This window comes from Pseudomonas defluvii, assembly GCF_001695625.1.
Taxonomy (GTDB): domain Bacteria; phylum Pseudomonadota; class Gammaproteobacteria; order Pseudomonadales; family Pseudomonadaceae; genus Aquipseudomonas; species Aquipseudomonas defluvii.
This window is the reverse complement of record NZ_MBPN01000019.1, coordinates 1-16,166: the sequence shown is the minus strand read 5'-3', so window position 1 is coordinate 16,166 and position 16,166 is coordinate 1. Positions and strand designations below refer to the sequence as shown.

At 61.4% G+C, this 16,166-nt stretch carries 17 protein-coding genes; 10 read left to right on the top strand and 7 right to left on the bottom strand.

Annotation, left to right across the window (positions count from 1 at the left end; translation table 11 throughout):
• Nucleotides 1–2: 2 nt before the first annotated feature.
• Together EKA13_RS07605 and EKA13_RS07600 are read right to left on the bottom strand one after the other, a co-directional pair.
• Nucleotides 3–974, bottom strand: a complete 972-nt coding sequence (locus tag EKA13_RS07605; RefSeq protein ID WP_065758783.1) for a 2-hydroxyacid dehydrogenase — start codon at nt 972–974, stop codon at nt 3–5.
• 84 nt (nt 975–1,058) lie between these two features.
• Nucleotides 1,059–2,006 (bottom strand): LysR family transcriptional regulator, encoded by a 948-nt coding sequence (locus EKA13_RS07600; RefSeq protein WP_065758782.1) that lies wholly within the window; start codon nt 2,004–2,006, stop codon nt 1,059–1,061.
• Between the two features lie 187 nt (nt 2,007–2,193).
• Between EKA13_RS07600 and EKA13_RS07595 the strand changes: the two genes are divergently transcribed.
• The 4 genes from EKA13_RS07595 to EKA13_RS07580 are packed head-to-tail and all read left to right on the top strand — an operon-like array spanning nt 2,194 to nt 6,973.
• Entirely contained in the window at nt 2,194–3,720 is a 1,527-nt protein-coding gene (locus tag EKA13_RS07595; protein WP_065758781.1) for an efflux transporter outer membrane subunit, read from the top strand.
• Nucleotides 3,717–5,903: an FUSC family protein gene (locus EKA13_RS07590; RefSeq protein WP_065758780.1), complete on the top strand. Its 2,187-nt coding sequence runs from the start codon at nt 3,717–3,719 to the stop codon at nt 5,901–5,903. The genes EKA13_RS07595 and EKA13_RS07590 overlap by 4 nt, the downstream gene beginning before the upstream one ends.
• Nucleotides 5,893–6,093, top strand: coding sequence for a DUF1656 domain-containing protein (locus tag EKA13_RS07585; protein WP_065758779.1), 201 nt, complete (start codon nt 5,893–5,895; stop codon nt 6,091–6,093). The genes EKA13_RS07590 and EKA13_RS07585 overlap by 11 nt, the downstream gene beginning before the upstream one ends.
• Nucleotides 6,094–6,103: 10 nt before the next feature.
• Entirely contained in the window at nt 6,104–6,973 is an 870-nt protein-coding gene (locus EKA13_RS07580; RefSeq protein WP_065758778.1) for an efflux RND transporter periplasmic adaptor subunit, read from the top strand.
• Nucleotides 6,974–7,008: 35 nt separating this feature from the next.
• On the opposite strand, the gene EKA13_RS07575 is transcribed toward EKA13_RS07580, so the two are convergent.
• The 3 genes from EKA13_RS07575 to yaaA form a co-directional block, all read right to left on the bottom strand.
• Nucleotides 7,009–7,833, bottom strand: a complete 825-nt coding sequence (locus EKA13_RS07575) for an SDR family oxidoreductase (protein ID WP_065758777.1) — start codon at nt 7,831–7,833, stop codon at nt 7,009–7,011.
• 71 nt (nt 7,834–7,904) lie between these two features.
• Nucleotides 7,905–8,369, bottom strand: coding sequence for a multidrug transporter (locus tag EKA13_RS07570; RefSeq protein WP_065758776.1), 465 nt, complete (start codon nt 8,367–8,369; stop codon nt 7,905–7,907).
• 87 nt (nt 8,370–8,456) lie between these two features.
• Nucleotides 8,457–9,236: a peroxide stress protein YaaA gene (gene yaaA, locus EKA13_RS07565; protein ID WP_065758775.1), complete on the bottom strand. Its 780-nt coding sequence runs from the start codon at nt 9,234–9,236 to the stop codon at nt 8,457–8,459.
• A 116-nt stretch (nt 9,237–9,352) separates the two neighbouring features.
• Here yaaA and EKA13_RS07560 point away from each other — a divergent pair, with 116 nt between their 5' ends.
• The 6 genes from EKA13_RS07560 to EKA13_RS07535 all read left to right on the top strand — a co-directional run bounded on the left by EKA13_RS07560 (nt 9,353) and on the right by EKA13_RS07535 (nt 14,452).
• On the top strand, nt 9,353–10,483 hold the full coding sequence (locus EKA13_RS07560; protein ID WP_065758774.1) for a polysaccharide deacetylase family protein: 1,131 nt from the start codon (nt 9,353–9,355) through the stop codon (nt 10,481–10,483).
• Between the two features lie 328 nt (nt 10,484–10,811).
• A complete protein-coding gene (locus EKA13_RS07555; protein ID WP_065758773.1) occupies nt 10,812–12,206 on the top strand; it encodes a PhoH family protein in 1,395 nt (464 codons plus the stop codon).
• A 105-nt stretch (nt 12,207–12,311) separates the two neighbouring features.
• Nucleotides 12,312–12,785, top strand: coding sequence for a cyclic pyranopterin monophosphate synthase MoaC (gene moaC, locus EKA13_RS07550; protein ID WP_065758833.1), 474 nt, complete (start codon nt 12,312–12,314; stop codon nt 12,783–12,785).
• Nucleotides 12,782–13,027: a MoaD/ThiS family protein gene (locus tag EKA13_RS07545; RefSeq protein ID WP_065758772.1), complete on the top strand. Its 246-nt coding sequence runs from the start codon at nt 12,782–12,784 to the stop codon at nt 13,025–13,027. The genes moaC and EKA13_RS07545 overlap by 4 nt, the downstream gene beginning before the upstream one ends.
• 2 nt (nt 13,028–13,029) lie before the next feature.
• A complete protein-coding gene (gene moaE, locus EKA13_RS07540; RefSeq protein ID WP_065758771.1) occupies nt 13,030–13,488 on the top strand; it encodes a molybdopterin synthase catalytic subunit MoaE in 459 nt (152 codons plus the stop codon).
• A gap of 184 nt (nt 13,489–13,672) precedes the next feature.
• Nucleotides 13,673–14,452, top strand: a complete 780-nt coding sequence (locus tag EKA13_RS07535; protein ID WP_065758770.1) for an ABC transporter substrate-binding protein — start codon at nt 13,673–13,675, stop codon at nt 14,450–14,452.
• Between the two features lie 29 nt (nt 14,453–14,481).
• On the opposite strand, the gene EKA13_RS07530 is transcribed toward EKA13_RS07535, so the two are convergent.
• The gene (locus EKA13_RS07530) at nt 14,482–15,108 is read right to left on the bottom strand and encodes a helix-turn-helix transcriptional regulator (RefSeq protein ID WP_065758769.1); all 627 of its coding nucleotides are present in this window, start codon (nt 15,106–15,108) and stop codon (nt 14,482–14,484) included.
• A gap of 74 nt (nt 15,109–15,182) precedes the next feature.
• A partial coding sequence (locus EKA13_RS07525) for an NAD(P)/FAD-dependent oxidoreductase (RefSeq protein ID WP_065758768.1) occupies nt 15,183–16,166 on the bottom strand: 984 nt, incomplete at its 5' end.

Here is a 16,166-nt window from a genome sequence, read left to right as displayed (position 1 = left end):
GCTTACTTCCAGACCTGCGGATTGACCAGGTCACGTGGGCGTTCGCCGTTCAAGGCGCTGCACAGGTTGTCGATGGCGCGGTTGGCCATGGCTTCGCGGGTTTCGGCAGTAGCCGAGCCGACGTGGGGCAGGGTAACGGCATTCTTGAGTTGGAACAGCGGCGACTCGCTCAGCGGTTCCTTCTCATAAACGTCCAGGCCGGCGCCGCGAATGGTGCCGTTCTGCAGGGCTTGAACCAGTGCCGCTTCGTCTACCACGGGGCCACGGGAGACGTTGATCAGGAAGGCACTGGGCTTCATCAGTTGCAGCTCACGCTGGCCGATCAGGTGCTGGGTCTGGGCTGTGAGCGGTACGACCAGGCAGACGAAGTCGGCTTCGGCCAGCAGGTGTTCCAGGCTGCAGTATTGTGCGCCGAGTTCCTGCTCCAGTGCCGGTTTGCGGCTGTTGCCGCTGTACAGCACAGGCATGTTGAAGCCCAGGCGGCCACGGCGGGCGATGGCGGCACCAATGTTGCCCATGCCGACGATACCGAGGGTTTTACCGAAGACATCGCTGCCAAAGTGTGCCGGGCCCACGGTGGCCTGCCATTGCCCGGCCTTGGTCCAGGCGTCCAGTTCGGCCACCCGGCGGGCAGCCCCCATGATCAGGGCAAAGCCCAGGTCAGCGGTGCTCTCGGTCAGCACATCGGGGGTGTTGGTCAGGGCGATGCCGCGTTGGTTGAAGTACGCCAGGTCATAGTTGTCGTAACCTACCGAAACACTGGAGACCACCTCAAGCTTGGCTGCGGTTGCCAGTTGTGCCTCGCCCAGCTTGCGCCCGGCGCCAATCAGGCCGTGGGCCTCGGGCAGTGCTTCGTTGAATTGTGCGCTGATATCGCCGAGCTTGGGGTTCGGCACAATCACGTTGAACGTCTGCTGCAGGCGCTCGACCATCGGCGGGGTGATGCGGCTGAAGGCAAGGACAGTCTTTTTCATCGGTGAAATCTCTGCTGGCGGTCAAGAATGAAGCGGCTATTGGGTAGCACGCTATCATTCTCGACCCCGATCGTGCTGCAGGTTTTACGTCGCGATGCGCAGCTGGTGGGTCTTCAGGTCGGCTTCGTGGGCTGCGAGGATTTCCGGCAGAGAGCTGCGCAGGTACTCGACCCAGGTCTTGATCTTGGCATCCAGGTACTGGCGCGACGGGTAGATCGCGTACAGGTTCAGCTCCTGCAGGCGGTAGTCAGGCATCACCCGTACCAGCGAGCCATCACGCAGGCCGTCGATTGCCGAGTAAATCGGCAGTACGCCAACGCCCATGCCGCTACGGATGGCGGTTTTCATGGCGTCGGCCGAGTTTACCTGGAATGGCGCCTGGGTGATGTTGACCACTTCCTGGCCTTCAGGGCCGTCGAACAGCCACTTTTCCAGTGGAATCACCGGGCTGACCATGCGCAGGCAAGAGTGACCGAGCAGGTCGGAGGGCTTTTGCGCGCCACCTTTGCGTTTCACGTAGTCCGGCGAGGCACAGCAAATGCTGTAGGTAATCCCCAGGCGCTGTGAGACAAAGCCTGAGTCCGGCAGCTCGCTGGCCAGTACGATGGACACGTCATAGCCTTCATCCAGCAGGTCCGGCACGCGGTTGGCCATCGTCAGGTCAAAGGTGACGTCCGGGTGGGTCTCGCGGTAGCGGGAGATGGCATCAATGACGAAGTGCTGCCCTACGCCTGTCATCGAGTGCACTTTCAACTGGCCAGCCGGTCGAGAGTGGGCATCGCTGGCCTCGGCTTCGGCTTCCTCGACATACGTGAGGATCTGCTCGCAGCGCATCAGGTAGCGCTTGCCGGCTTCGGTCAGGGCGATTCGCCGGGTGGTGCGGTTGAGAAGACGTGTTTGCAGGTGCGCTTCTAGGTTGGAAACCGCCCGCGAGACGTTCGCGGTGGTCGTATCCAGTTGAACGGCAGCGGCAGTAAAACTGCCAACCTGGGCCACACAACTGAATGCACGCATATTTTGCAGGGTGTCCATGGGTCGCTCTCAAAGTAGACGACAAATTGTGACACGAAGTTACAGTGTTGGTCTTCAGACTAAAGCCGGATTATCACCGTTTTCGTAACAAAGATTCGCAGTAATACACGCTTATCGCCAGTGCTGTCGCCCCCTAGAATTGCGTTCTCCAAGCGTCATCCACCTTCTATGTCGGGAATTCGCAGCTGTGCCGCGTCGCATCATCAGAGCGTTGAATGCGCTCAGTGTCTGTGCCTTTAGCTTGACCTTGAGCGGCTGTATCGGAACCTGGGGCATTGCCCCGGAAAGCAAGACGCTGCAAGCCAATACCCTGACCACCGACGAGGCGATCCGCGAGGCCGCTCGCGATGCCCATTGGCCCGACCAGCAATGGTGGCATGCCTATGGTGACCCGCAGCTCGACCGCTGGATCGCCCTCGCCGTCAAGGACAGCCCTACCATGGCCATGGCGGCTGCACGTGTCCGTGAAGCCAAGTCCATGGCGGGTATCATCGAGTCGGCCGAGAAACTGCAGGTCAACGGGGTCTCGACGATCAAGCGTCATAACTGGCCGGAAGACCAGTTCTATGGCCCTGGCGCCTTGTCGGGCAGCAACACCTGGGACAACAACGCGGCGTTGGGCTTCAGCTACGCGCTGGACCTCTGGGGCCGCGAGCGCAATGCCAGCGAGCAGGCCGTGGACATGGCCCACATGAGTGCTGCGCAGGCCCGCCAGGCCCAGCTTGAGCTGCAGAACAACATTGTGCGTGTGTACATCCAGTTGTCGCTGTACTTCGCCCAGTACGACATCGTCAAGGCCACCCTGGAGCAGCAGGAGCAGATCCTGGCCCTGGCCGAACGACGGTTGGCCGGTGGCATCGGCACTCACTTCGAAGTCAGCCAGGCGCAGACGCCACTGCCGGAAACCCACCGTCAGTTGGACGCGCTGCATGAAGAAATTGCCCTGGCGCGTAACCAGTTGGCCGCGCTGGCAGGCAAAGGGCCGGGCGAGGGCGCACAACTGCAGCGTCCTACGCTGTCGCTCAGTGCTGCACTCAAGCTGCCATCGGCCTTGCCGGCGGAGCTGGTTGGTCAGCGTCCGGACGTGGTTGCCAGCCGCTGGCAGGTCGCCGCACAAGCCCGTGGCATTGATGTCGCCCATGCCGGTTTCTTCCCTAACGTCGACCTGGTCGGCAGCCTGGGTTACATGGCGACCGGTGGCGGGGCCATGGAGTTCCTCACCGGGAAGAAATTCAACTACAACATCGGGCCGGCCATCAGCCTGCCGGTGTTCGATGGTGGCCGCCTGCGTTCGCAACTGGGTGTGGCTTCGGCCGGTTACGACATCGCGGTGGCCCGTTACAACCAGACCGTGGTCGAAGCGCTCAAGGGGATCTCTGATCAGTTGATTCGCCGCGAGTCGATGAACGAGCAGCAGCATTTTGCCGCAGAGTCGGTGGCCTCGGCGCAGAAGACCTATGACATCGCCATGGTGGCGTTCCAGCGTGGCCTGACCGACTACCTCAATGTGCTGAACGCGCAAACCCTGCTGTTCCGTCAGCAGCAGATCCAGCAGCAGGTCCAGGCGGCGCGCCTGATGGCCCATGCCGAGCTGGTGACGGCGCTGGGTGGTGGCCTGGGAGCGGGTAACGACGTACCGGACGAAGACCGCCAGGCTGCACCGAAGACTCCTAAAACCTTGGCGATCTTCGACAAACCGAGCCACACCGAATGAATGCCGTGACCTTTCCGTTTCGCTGGCTGGCGTCGCTGGAGTGGCGTCGTGGGTTCTTTGAATGGGCGCGTAGCGACGGGGTCACCTGGGTCTACATTTTCAAGGTCCTGTGCGCTGCGTTCCTCACCCTGTGGCTGGCCATGCGCCTGGAGCTGCCGCAGCCGCGCACGGCGATGATCACCGTGTTCATCGTCATGCAGCCGCAGAGCGGCCATGTGTTTGCCAAGAGTTTTTATCGCTTCCTGGGCACTTTGGCCGGATCGTCGATGATGGTGGCGTTGATTGCCATCTTCCCGCAGAACACAGAGCTGTTTCTGCCGAGCCTGGCCGTGTGGGTGGGTATCTGCTCGGCGGGTGCCATGCGTTATCGGACCTTCCGTTCTTATGGCTTTGTGCTGGCCGGTTACACCGCTGCGATGGTTGGTCTGCCGGCACTGGCCAATCCCGACGGCGCTTTCATGGCGGCGGTGTGGCGGGTGCTGGAAATTTCCTTGGGTATTCTGGTGTCGACCCTGGTCAGTGCGGCGATCCTGCCGCAATCGGCCAGTGCCTCGATGCGCAACGCCCTGTACCAGCGTTTTGGGGTGTTTGCCGGGTTCGTTGCCGAAGGTTTGCGTGGCGAAAGCCAGCGCGAGCGTTTCGAGAGCAGCAACGTGCGTTTCATCGCCGAAGCGGTGGGCCTGGAAAGCCTGCGTAGCGTCACCGCTTTTGAAGACCCGCACATGCGCCGGCGCAGTGGTCGCCTGGGCCGCTTGAACAGTGAGTTCATGGCCATCACCACGCGTTTCAACGCCCTGCACCAGTTGCTTGAGCGCTTGCGTCTGCGCGGGCCATTGCAGATCGTCACGGCCATCGAGCCCGGCCTGAATGCGCTCGCCGAACTGCTCGACAGTTACGCCGGGCGCGGTCTGACCGACGCCGACGCGGCGCGCCTGGCCCAGCAACTGGCGATCTACAAGGAGGGTTTGCCGGAGCGGGTGCGCAGTTTGCGCGCGGCCTTTGTCGAGAGCTCGCCAAGCGACGCCGACCTGCTCGACTTCCATACCGCCTACGAACTGCTCTACCGTTTTGTCGACGATATGCACAGCTATGCCCTGACCCACGCGTCCTTGGCTGATCACAGCCATGCACGTGAGCAGTGGGATGAGCCGTATGTGGCCCAGACCAACTGGCTGGTCTCGCTTGCTGCAGGCGTACGTGCTTCGTTCATCCTGCTGGTGCTGGGCAGCTACTGGATCATCACGGCCTGGCCCAGCGGGGCGATGATGACCCTGATCGCGGCAGCTACCGTGGGCCTGTCGGCGGCCACGCCGAACCCCAAGCGAATGTCGTTCCAGATGGCATGCGGCACCTTGTTGGGAGCCTTGATCGGCTTCTTCGAAATGTTCTTCGTGTACCCCTGGATTGATGGTTTCCCGTTGCTCTGCATGGTACTGGCACCGGTGTACATCCTCGGTGCGTTCCTCTCGTCTCGCCCCGCCTATTTCGGGGTCGGGGTGGGCCTGTTGATCTTCTTTTCCACCGGTTCAGTACCGGACAACATGACGGTCTACAACCCCTACAACTTCATCAACGACTACATCGCCATGGTGATCGGCATGTTGGTCTGCGCTGCGGCCGGGGCGATCATCCTGCCGCCGAACAGCCGCTGGTTGTGGAGCCGACTGGAGCAGGACCTGCGTGGCCAGGTGCTGTTTGCGATCACCGGGCGCCTGCGCGGCCTGGGCTCGGCGTTCGAGAGCCGTACCCGTGACCTGCTGCACCAGGCCTACGGTCTGGCGGCCGGCAAGCCACTGGTGCAGAGCTCGCTGCTGCGCTGGATGTTCGTGGTGCTGGAGGTGGGGCATTCGATTATCGAGTTGCGCAAGGAGCAGGCCGTTCTGCCGGTGCATCCGTGTTATGCCGAGTCGCAACCCTGGCGCCAGGCGATCAGGGTGATGGGCCGGGCGCTGGCGCGATTGTTCCTGCAGCCTTCGGCGAGCAACCATGAGCGCGCACTGGTTGCGGTGGACCATGCCATCAGCCGCGTCCAGGCAACCGATGAGCCGTTTGCCCGGCACTTCGACACGTCGGCCTTGCGCCGGGTGCAGAGTTACCTGCATTTCATCCGTACCTCCCTGCTTGACCCGCAATCGCCGCTGGCCGAACTGGCTCCGGTGAAAGGACTGCCCGATGCCCCGTGAAATTGCCTTCCATGGCATTTACATGCCCACCATGACCTTGATGTTCCTGATCGCTGCCCTGCTGGCGTGGGGCCTGGATCGCTTTATCGCCGGCTACGACGGCTACCGCTTTTTCTGGCACCCGGCGTTGCTGCGCTTGTGCCTGTTCATCTGCCTTTTTGGCGCCATGGCGCTGACTGTCTACCGTTGAGACCTTGTTGATGAAAAAGTTTTTCAGCCTGATCGCCACCCTGCTTGTACTGGCCACCGCCGTGGTGATCGGCCGGCAGCTCTGGGTCCAGTACATGAACACGCCCTGGACCCGCGATGGTCGGGTGCGTGCTGACATCATCAACGTTGCCGCCGACGTACCCGGTTATGTGGTCGATGTGCCGGTGCGTGACAACCAACTGGTGAAGAAGGGCGATCTGTTGATGCAGATCGACCCTGAGCACTACGAGTTGGCAGTCAAGCAGGCCCAAGCGCTCGTCGCTTCGCGCAAGGCCACCTGGGAGATGCGCAAGGTCAATGCCAGCCGCCGGGCCGACATGGACAACCTGGTGATCTCCAAGGAAAACCGTGATGACGCCAGCAACATCGCCAACTCGGCCATGGCTGATTACCAGCATGCCCAGGCGCAATTGGCGGCTGCCGAGCTGAACCTCAAGCGCACGCGGATCCTGGCCACTGTCGACGGTTACGTCACCAACCTCAACGTTCATCGCGGCGACTATGCGCGTACCGGTGAGGCGAAAATGGCCGTGGTCGACAAGAACTCCTTCTGGGTCTACGGCTTCTTCGAGGAAACCAAGTTGCCGCATGTGCGTGTCGGTGACCAGGCCGACTTGCAGATGATGAGTGGTGAAGTGCTCAAGGGGCATGTGGAGAGTATTTCGCGGGGTATCTACGACCGTGACAACCCGGAAAGCCGCGAGTTGATCGCCGACGTCAACCCGACGTTCAACTGGGTTCGCCTGGCTCAACGGGTACCGGTACGTATCCACATCGACGAAGTACCGGAAGGCTTCCTGCTGGCGGCGGGTACCACCTGCACGGTGGTGGTCAAACAGGGTAAATCCGAGGCGCAATGACCTGCGCTGGTCGCGCGCCGAATGCCCTGACGGGTTCAGAGGCTGCGGTTGAGACCAAAGCGTTTTTTCAGCACCCACTGCTGCAGCCCATGGGGTAGCAATGCCTGTAGCAGGGGGAGTGCGCGGCTGCCATTGCCCAGGCGCACCAAGGGTGCGGGCTTTGCTTGCTGCACTGCCTTCAGCAGGCCTTGGGCAAACTCACTGGTGGGGGTCGGTTTGTCCTGCGAGGCACGGGCGCGGGCGCGAATGCCTTCGCGCAGCGGCCACCACGGCGATTCTTCGTGCAACAACTGTTCGGCTTCGCGACCGGCATTGCTGGCAAAGCTGGAAGCAATTGCACCAGGCTGCACTTCCATCACCCGTATACCGAAGGGCGCCAGCTCCAGGCGCAGGGCGTCGCTCAAGGCATGCACGGCCGCTTTGGAGGCGCAGTAGGCGCCGGCGAACGGCGTAACCAGCACGCCCGAGACGCTGCCAATGTTCACCACCAGGCCACGTGCTCGTCGCAGTGCCGGAAACAAGGCGCGGGTTACGCCGACCAAGGCGAATACGTTGGTTTCAAACTGGCGACGTATCGCCTCGACGCCGCCGTCGAGCAGCGGCCCCATGGCACCGTATCCGGCGTTGTTGATCAACACGTCGAGGCCGTTGCCGCGCTGCTCCAGCTCTGCCGCCAGTGTTGCAAGGCCGGCTTCATCATTGACATCCAGTTGCCGTGCGGTAAGCCCGATGGCCTGCAGGCGGGCGACATCCTCGGGTTTGCGCGCGCTGGCCCAGACCTCGAAGCCTGCTGACTGGAACGCTTCGGCCAGGGCGAGACCAATGCCGCTGGAGCATCCGGTGATCAGAACGGTGGGCATAGGACGATCCTTGGCGGTAGATGAGCCTCGGATCATACGTCATCAAGCAGAGGGCAGGCGTACCCCAGGGCTCAATCCGCGAAGCGGCCCTGCAGGTGTTCGGCGCGAAACTCCAGCGTTTGCGGGCGATAGCCAGAGCGCAGCGGCGGTAATGGCAAGCAGGCTTCCCAACTGGCGCCGGCCTGCAGATCCCCCGGGCCGCGATAACGCGGCGCCGAGTAGGTGTTTTCCGCCAGATTGACCTGATCGCCCGGGGCATACGCGGCAATCCGCCAGCGCAGCTCCACCAGGGGTTGCGGGTTGGTGTTGGTCAGTTTGACCTGCAACGGCCGGTCGGCCGGGCAATGCTCGGGCGCGTAGCTCAGGCGCATGTCCAGGTGTGCCAGTTGAGCCGCCTCACGGTTGTCCTGCCAGAGCACCCACAGGCCGACCAGGCCGAGGCCGAACACCGCGGCCATGGAGATGGGCAGGGCCTTGGCTGGGTAGCGTAACAGCAGGATCAGCCAGGACAGGATCAGGACGACGCCGATAAGCATAGGGGGCTGCCTTGAGTGCGTGATATCACCATCGTAGCGATAAAACGGCACTCGACCAAGCAGCGGGCGGCTTACCGGCGATTGCCTTCAGTCGACCGGATGATCGCGCAGGAACACCAGGTTGTCCGGCTTGGACTGCTCGGCACTGTAGTAGTAGCCCTGCACATCGAACTGTTTCAGCCGGTCAGGATTGTCGATGCGTTCCTGGATGACGAAGCGGCTCATCAGGCCACGGGCTTTCTTGGCATAGAAACTGATGATCTTGTACTGGCCGTTTTTCTGGTCGCGAAATTCGGTGTTGATCACACGGGCATTCAGCGCGCTGCGCTTGACCGCGCTGAAGTACTCGTTGCTGGCCAGGTTGAGCAGCAGGTCATCGCCTTGATCGGCCAGTGCCTGGTTCAGCCATTCGCTGATGCGCGTACCCCAGAAGGCATACAAGTCCTTGCCGCGGGCGTTGGCCAGCTTGGTGCCCATCTCCAGCCGGTACGGCTGCATCAGGTCGAGCGGGCGCAGCAGGCCATACAGGCCCGAGAGCATGCGCAGGTGGTCCTGTGCGTAGCTGAAGTCGTCTTCGCCAAGGCTTTCGGCGTCGAGGCCAGTGTAGACATCGCCCTTGAAGGCCAGCAGTGCCTGCTTGGCATTGGCCGGCGTGAAATCGGGCGTCCAGCTGCCGAAGCGTGCGGCGTTGAGCCCGGCCAGTTTGTCAGACAGGTGCATCAACGCTGCGATTTGAGCCGGGGTGAAGTCCCGCAACTGAGCAATCAGCACCTGTGAGTCGTCCAGGTACTGCGGCAGGGTGAAACGCTGGGTCACCGGCGGGGTTTCGTAGTCGAGGGTCTTGGCGGGGGAAATCACCGTCAGCATGTCATAGGCTCCTTCAATCGTGCTGCGGATTCTACGGGGCAGGGCGGTCGATCTCCAGCTATGGGCACGATAGTCCCTGCGTTATAGTGCCGGCGATCAAAACGGAGAGTGTTGTCTTGCGCATTGCCCTTTTATTGCTGGCGGGATGGTTGAGTCTGTTGACGGCCATGGCCGGTGCTGCCGAGGTTGCTACCTATGATCGCAGCAGTTGGCCTGAACAGCTCAATTCTCCGGCACTGTTCGATGTTGCCTCGCGCGCCGAGATTCTGGGGTTCGCCAAAGCCCTGCATGACAGTGAGGCGCTGGATCAGGCCGAGCTTACGGCACGTCTTGGCCTGCGGCAGATCAACCTGTTGTCCGTCAATGCCCTGCGTGAGCGGCTGTGGCAGCGGTTGTGGCGCAACTATGACCTGGCCCAACAGAGCTGCGAGCAGGACGCCTCGTTCTGTTATGCCCTTGAAAGCCTGGCGGATTTGCGTGCTCAGGCCGGGCAGATCAAGGTCGCCGCCGACTCGTTCTATGCCCCGTGGGTTGAGCCAAGCCGGATGTTCCATGAGCGCTACCTGGATGAACTGCTGCGCAAGGCTGCGTTGTTTCCGCAGACCAGCAGCGAGATCGAGCGTTTCTCCAGCCTGGAGCGTAACGGTGACGAGCTGAACGACCGGATGTTCCTGCTGACCTTCGAGGGTGGCCCTACGTTGGCCGGCGGTGCCAGTGATGCGCTGACAGATTATTTGCGTCGGCAGAAGCTGTCAGCGACGTTCTTTGTGCTCGGCGACAGTGTGCAGAAACGCCGTGACAAGACCTCCGTCGCCGCGTTGCAGGCGCTTTACCGCGGGCAGTGCGTGGGCATTCAAGGCTGGCAGTACCGTTCTCACAGCCATTGGCTGGACTGGCAGGACTCTATTCTGCGCAGTCAGGCACGGGTCAGTAGCGATCTGCCCGAGCAGTATGTTGCGCAGTTTCGCCCCCCCTATGGCCAGCGTCGTGCCGACGCGCAGGCGTTCTTCAGCAGCCAGCACATGCAGGTGGTGTTGTGGGATATCGATGCCCAGGACCAGAGCGCACTGGATGCCGAACAGTCGGCACAGCGGGTACTGAGCCTGATGTTGCTGTGGCGCAAGGGCTTGATCCGGTTCCATGACACCCAGCCCAAGGCGCAGGCGTCACTGACCTGGCTGCTGCAACATACGGCGCAGAGCGGGATCGGTTGGGAGGGGTGTAAGGACTTCGCGGCAGGCCGTTGAGGGGCGTGCGTGGGCGCACATTGCAGGCAGCCGTTGAGTCGACTGGATTTTTGACTTTAACGGTGCATGGGGGCTACGCCAAGCGGTTTTTGCCCTCTTGAAAAATAAACTTCAAGAATGCGTAAAAACGCTTTTTACCGTCATGGGTTTTGCGGTATTACAAAGACAGACCGCCGAACCCTGCAACACAGGTGGCGTCTTACTCGCCATCCTTTGTTTGTAGCTGCCCACCCGTAACGACGCGGGCCCCGGGGAGCATCAGCGGTCACATCGCGGCGCAGCACCGTCTGGGTATTGCGTCGTCAGGCTCCCACAAAGGTGACCGAGTATGGATGATCAAGGACGTACCACTTCTTCCAACCTGCCAATCCTTTACGTGCTCGATACCAATGTTCTGATTCACGATCCGAACGCGTTACTGAACTTCGAGGAGCACCATGTCACCATCCCGATGACCGTGCTTGAGGAGCTCGACAAGCTCAAGGACGGCAAGCACTCCGTAGCCGCAGAATGTCGTCAGGCCATTCGCTTGATCGATCAGACCCTGGGCGATGCCTCGCCTGCCGATGTTGAGCAGGGCGTACCCATCCAGCGGGGCAAGAGTGGCCCGAAAGGCTTCCTGTCCATCTTGATGACGCCGCGCACTGAGCCGCACCGTCTGCTGCCTGAGCATTTGAACGACAACATCATCATCAACCAATTGCTTGAGCTGCGGAGCCGGCGCAAGGAACTGAGTGTGGTGCTGGTGACCAAAGACATCAACATGCGCCTCAAGGCCCGTGCCTGTGGCATCGCGGCCGAGGACTACAGTACCGATCAGTTGGTCGACGACGTTTCCCTGTTGTCCAAGGGCTATCACTCGGTGACGGGGTCGTTCTGGGATCGGGTCAGCAAGGTCGAGACCCGTCAGGAGCGCGGGCGCACCTGGCACCGTGTGCAATTGATCGACAACCTGCCGGCTGTTCACATCAACGAGTTCATCATTGACGAACAGGGCTTTGTCGGCTGGATCAAAGGCATCAAGGACAGCGAACTGCTGCTGCTCGACCTGCACCAGGAGCCGCTGCTGCATCAGGAAGCCTGGGGTTTGAAGCCGCGTGACATTCATCAGGGCCTGGCGCTGTTCGCCTTGCTTGACCCGGACATCCACTTGGTCAACCTGACGGGCGCTGCCGGTTCCGGCAAGACCATTCTGGCCTTGGCGGCAGCCATTGAGCAGACCATGGTCAGCAAGCGTTACCGGCGCATCATCGCTACCCGCAGTGTGCAGGGGCTCGACCAGGAGATCGGCTTCCTGCCTGGCACCGAAGCGGAAAAAATGGAGCCTTGGCTGGGCGCCATCACTGACAACCTCGAAGCGCTGCACATGGACGATGAGAGCACCCATGGCAGTGTCGAATACATCCTTGAGCGGGTTCCGCTGCAGTTCAAGTCGCTTAACTACATTCGCGGTCGCAGCTTCCAGCAAAGCCTGATCCTGATCGACGAGTGCCAGAACCTGACCCCGCACCAGATGAAAACCATCATCACCCGTGCCGGTTCCGGTTCCAAGGTGATCTGCCTGGGCAACCTGGCGCAGATCGATACCCCTTACCTGTCCGCGACCAGCTCGGGCCTGACCTACCTGACCGAGCGCTTCAAGGACTTCCCCAACGGTGTGCATATCACCCTGCAAGGGGTGCCTCGTTCGATTCTGGCCGAATACGCCGAATCGCATCTGTGACGTCTCGTTCGGGCGGCCATGTGCCGCCCGAACTTTGTCGCATGGCCCGTGCGAAAAGTTGACCTGCAGGTTTACAATCAAGGTCCGCTGATCAGGAGTATGGCTGTGCTGACACATCTCGATTCTCAAGGTCGGGCCAATATGGTCGACGTTACCGAAAAGGCCGTGACCTCGCGTGAAGCTGTTGCTGAGGCGCGCGTACGCATGCTCCCACAAACCCTGCAGATGATTGTCGACGGTGATCATCCCAAAGGGGATGTGTTTGCCGTGGCCCGCATTGCCGGGATCCAGGCGGCGAAAAAAACCAGTGACCTGATCCCGCTGTGCCACCCGTTGATGCTCACCAGCGTCAAGGTCGAACTCAGTGCTGAAGGCCTCGACACGGTGCACATCCTGGCCCGCTGCAAGTTGGCCGGGCAAACCGGCGTCGAGATGGAAGCCCTGACGGCGGCCAGTTTGGCCGCGTTGACGATCTATGACATGTGCAAGGCCGTCGACCGTGGCATGACCATCGACAGCGTGCGCCTGTTAGAGAAGCGCGGCGGCAAGAGCGGTGATTACCAGGCAGGTGATGCATGAGCTTGAACGTGCAGTATTTCGCCCGTTACCGGGAAGCCTTGGGGCTGGAGAGCGAAACGCTCGAGGGCGTGTTTGCCACGGTCGATGCCCTGCGCCAGCACCTGCTGCAGCGCGGCGGAGCCTGGGAGGTACTGGCCGAGCAGAACATCATGTGCGCACGTAATCAGGACCTCTGTTCACTCAGCGAGCCCTTGGCTGATGGCGATGAGGTAGCGTTTTTTCCAACCGTGACCGGAGGTTGATCATGGCGATTCGGGTGCAGGCGGGCGCTTTTGACCCGGGGGCCGAGCTCAATGCCCTGCATGCGGCCAATGTGGGGATCGGCGCCGTGGTCGGTTTCGTCGGGTACGTGCGCGACTTCAACGAGGGGCGTGAAGTCGCGGGCATGTTCCTGGAGCACTATCCAGGCATGACCGAAAAGGCGCTCGGCAAGATCATCGCCGAGGCGGAGTCACGCTGGCCGTTGTTGCGCCTTGAAGTACTGCATCGCATCGGGGCGTTGGAGCCCGGTGAGCCGATTGTCTTCGTCGGGGTGGCCAGCGCTCATCGTCAGGCGGCATTCGATGCCTGCAACTTCGTGATGGACTACCTCAAGACCCGGGCACCGTTCTGGAAAAAGGAAAACACTGCCGAAGGGCCGCGTTGGGTCGAAGGGCGGGTCAGTGACCAGTCGGCGGCGCAGCGCTGGGAGGACGGTCGCTAAACGACACAAACGCTGTGGTCGCCAGTGTGGCTGGCGATGCTGCGCCTCGGTCTCTCGCGCGCATCCAGGTGTTGAAATTGTGTACGTAAAAGTCCAGTATGGATTTATAAGTACAAAATAATTTCAGGCTTGTCACTTTCCTCTGTCTTGCAACACACCTCCAATAATGAGCGAGAGAGCCCTCATGAAGACCACTACACTGATTGCCGGTCTGGCCCTGAGCCTGTTGGCCAGCAGCAACCTGTTCGCCGCCGAGAAAACCTTGCGTATCGGTATCGAAGCCGCCTACCCGCCGTTTGCGTTCAAGACCCCGGACGGCAAGATCAGCGGTTTCGACTACGACATCGGTAATGCCCTGTGCGCGCAGATGCAGGTCAAATGCCAATGGACCGAGCAAGAGTACGACGGGCTGATTCCCTCGCTGAAGGTCAACAAGATCGACGCCGCGCTGTCGTCTATCACCATTACCGAAGAGCGCAAGCGCTCCGTGGACTTCACCCACAAGTACTACTTCACCTCGGCGCGCCTGGCGATGAAGGCCGGTGCCCAGGTCGATGACCAGTACCAGAGCCTCAAGGGCAAACGTATCGGCGTACAGCGTGCGACCACTACCGACCGTTATGTCTCTGAAGTGCTCGCGCCAAAAGGTGTAGAAATTGTTCGCTACACCAGTAACGAAGAGATTTTCATGGACCTGGTTTCCGGGCGTCTGGACGGTGTGTTCGCGGACACCATCCCGCTGGAGCAAGGCTTTCTGTTGACGCCCAAGGGCGAGGGCTATGCCTTTGTCGGGCCTGAGCTGAAAGATCCGAAGTACGTTGGCGAAGGTGCTGGTATTGCCGTGCGCAAGGGCAATACGCAGCTGGTCAGCGAACTCAATAAAGCCATCGACGAAATCCGCAGCAATGGCGAGTACCAGAAGATCCAGGCCAAGTACTTCAAGTCGGATATCTACGGCGACTGATCTGCGCCTGACTCAGGGCCTGATGCTGCTCAGGCCTTGAGTTCCTTCAGGTGTTTGTACACCGTCGCCCGCCCCATGTTCAGTACATTGGCCACATAGTTGGCCGCACTCTTGCCACGAAACGCGCCTTCAGCATGCAGGGCAAACACCAGTTCACGCTTATGCTCGCGGGTCAGCAGGTTCAGGCTGAGCTGGCGCTGGCGCAGCCAGCCGTTCAGGAAGGTATTGATACGCTCCTGCCAGTCATCGCGGAACAATGCGTCGGGTTGCGGGATCAACTTGCTGGGCGAGAGAAACAGGTCCAGGGCGGCCTTGACGCTCTCGAACAGGGAAATGTTCAAGTTGATGCACAGCACGGCCAAGGGGCTGCCGTTGGCGTCGCGCAGCACCGTGCTCAGCGAGCGAATCTTCTGCCCGTCCCAGTTGAGTTTCTCGTAAGGGCCGATATTGGTTTCGTCGGTGCCTTCTTCGAACATGTCTTCCAGCGCCGCATCGTCACCGATCTCGCGCTTGGAGAGGTTGTTGGCGATGTAGTCGATCTTCTGGCTGCGCAGGTCGTGCAGGACCACTTCGGCATGCGGGAAGAACAGCGTGGCGATGGCATCGGCGATCGCCCGGAAGTTGTCCAGGGCCGGGTCGGGGCGAGGTGTCGACATTGAGGCGGGCTCCAGCGGTTGTCAGCGCCCTTGGCTAAAGGGCGCTGGGAGTGTGCCGCAAACGCAGTGGCGCGTCACCCTTGGGCTGCAACCAAGCGCGCAGGCGAGAGCATGGCGGCCGTCAGGCCAAAGCTCTTGAGTGGCTCGGGCAGTGCTTCGCCGCGCACCAGTGCGGCACTGGCCTGGCCCATGGCGGGCGAGGTCTGTATGCCATAGCCGCCTTGTGCCGCGACCCAGAACAGGCCGGGTACTTGAGGGTCGAAGCCGGCGATCAGGTCGCCGTCGGCCACGAAGCTGCGCAGCCCGGCCCAGGTGCGGGTAGGGCGGCGAATGCTCAGGGTGGTGGCTTCTTCGATCTGGTAAATGCCCATGGCGATGTCCAGCTCTTCCGGCTGTACATCGTGTGGTGCCACCGGGTCGGCATTGGCGGGCGAGCCCAGCAGCATGCCAGCGTCGGGTTTCATGTAGAAGGATTCGTCGAGGCTGACCAGCATCGGCCAGTCATGGCTGTCCACGCCTTCCGGGGCGGCGAAGATGAAGGCGGCGCGGCGTTTGGGTTGCAAGCCCAGCGGCCGTGCGCCCGCCAGTTCGCCGATCTGGTCTGCCCAGGCGCCTGCCGCGTTGATCAACACCGGGGCGCTGAAACTGCCACGACTGGTTTGGACCTGCCACAGGCCATCGGCGCTGCGTTCTATGAGCTGAACTTCACAGTCGCTATGCACTTCGCCCTGTTGGCGGCGAATGCCACGCAGGTAACCCTGATGCAGGGCGTCGGTGTCGATATCGCTGGCGCTTGGGTCGTAGAGCGCGCCGTGCACCTTGTCGCGGCGCAGTACCGGGAGCCGCTCGCAGGCCTGCTCAGCACTGAGCAACTGCACCTCGGGCACGCAGGCTTTGGCGCTGTCGTACTGGCGTTGCAGCTCTTCGGCATCACCGGTGAAGTCGACGGTCATTTCCCCGCGCGGGGTCAATAGCGGATGCTCGGCAAACCCCGCTGGCGGGGCGTCGAAAAATGCCCGGCTGGCGAGTGTCAGGGCGCGTACTTGTGGCGTGCCATA

Coding starts and splice junctions, on each gene's coding strand:
- EKA13_RS07555 (WP_065758773.1), top strand. CDS start 10,812: ATGGATGATCAAGGACGTACCACTTCTTCCAACCTGCCAATCCTTTAC.
- EKA13_RS07535 (WP_065758770.1), top strand. CDS start 13,673: ATGAAGACCACTACACTGATTGCCGGTCTGGCCCTGAGCCTGTTGGCC.
- EKA13_RS07575 (WP_065758777.1), bottom strand. CDS start 7,833: ATGCCCACCGTTCTGATCACCGGATGCTCCAGCGGCATTGGTCTCGCC.
- EKA13_RS07605 (WP_065758783.1), bottom strand. CDS start 974: ATGAAAAAGACTGTCCTTGCCTTCAGCCGCATCACCCCGCCGATGGTC.
- EKA13_RS07590 (WP_065758780.1), top strand. CDS start 3,717: ATGAATGCCGTGACCTTTCCGTTTCGCTGGCTGGCGTCGCTGGAGTGG.
- EKA13_RS07600 (WP_065758782.1), bottom strand. CDS start 2,006: ATGGACACCCTGCAAAATATGCGTGCATTCAGTTGTGTGGCCCAGGTT.
- EKA13_RS07545 (WP_065758772.1), top strand. CDS start 12,782: ATGAGCTTGAACGTGCAGTATTTCGCCCGTTACCGGGAAGCCTTGGGG.
- EKA13_RS07585 (WP_065758779.1), top strand. CDS start 5,893: ATGCCCCGTGAAATTGCCTTCCATGGCATTTACATGCCCACCATGACC.
- yaaA (WP_065758775.1), bottom strand. CDS start 9,236: ATGCTGACGGTGATTTCCCCCGCCAAGACCCTCGACTACGAAACCCCG.
- moaE (WP_065758771.1), top strand. CDS start 13,030: ATGGCGATTCGGGTGCAGGCGGGCGCTTTTGACCCGGGGGCCGAGCTC.
- EKA13_RS07580 (WP_065758778.1), top strand. CDS start 6,104: ATGAAAAAGTTTTTCAGCCTGATCGCCACCCTGCTTGTACTGGCCACC.
- EKA13_RS07530 (WP_065758769.1), bottom strand. CDS start 15,108: ATGTCGACACCTCGCCCCGACCCGGCCCTGGACAACTTCCGGGCGATC.
- EKA13_RS07570 (WP_065758776.1), bottom strand. CDS start 8,369: ATGCTTATCGGCGTCGTCCTGATCCTGTCCTGGCTGATCCTGCTGTTA.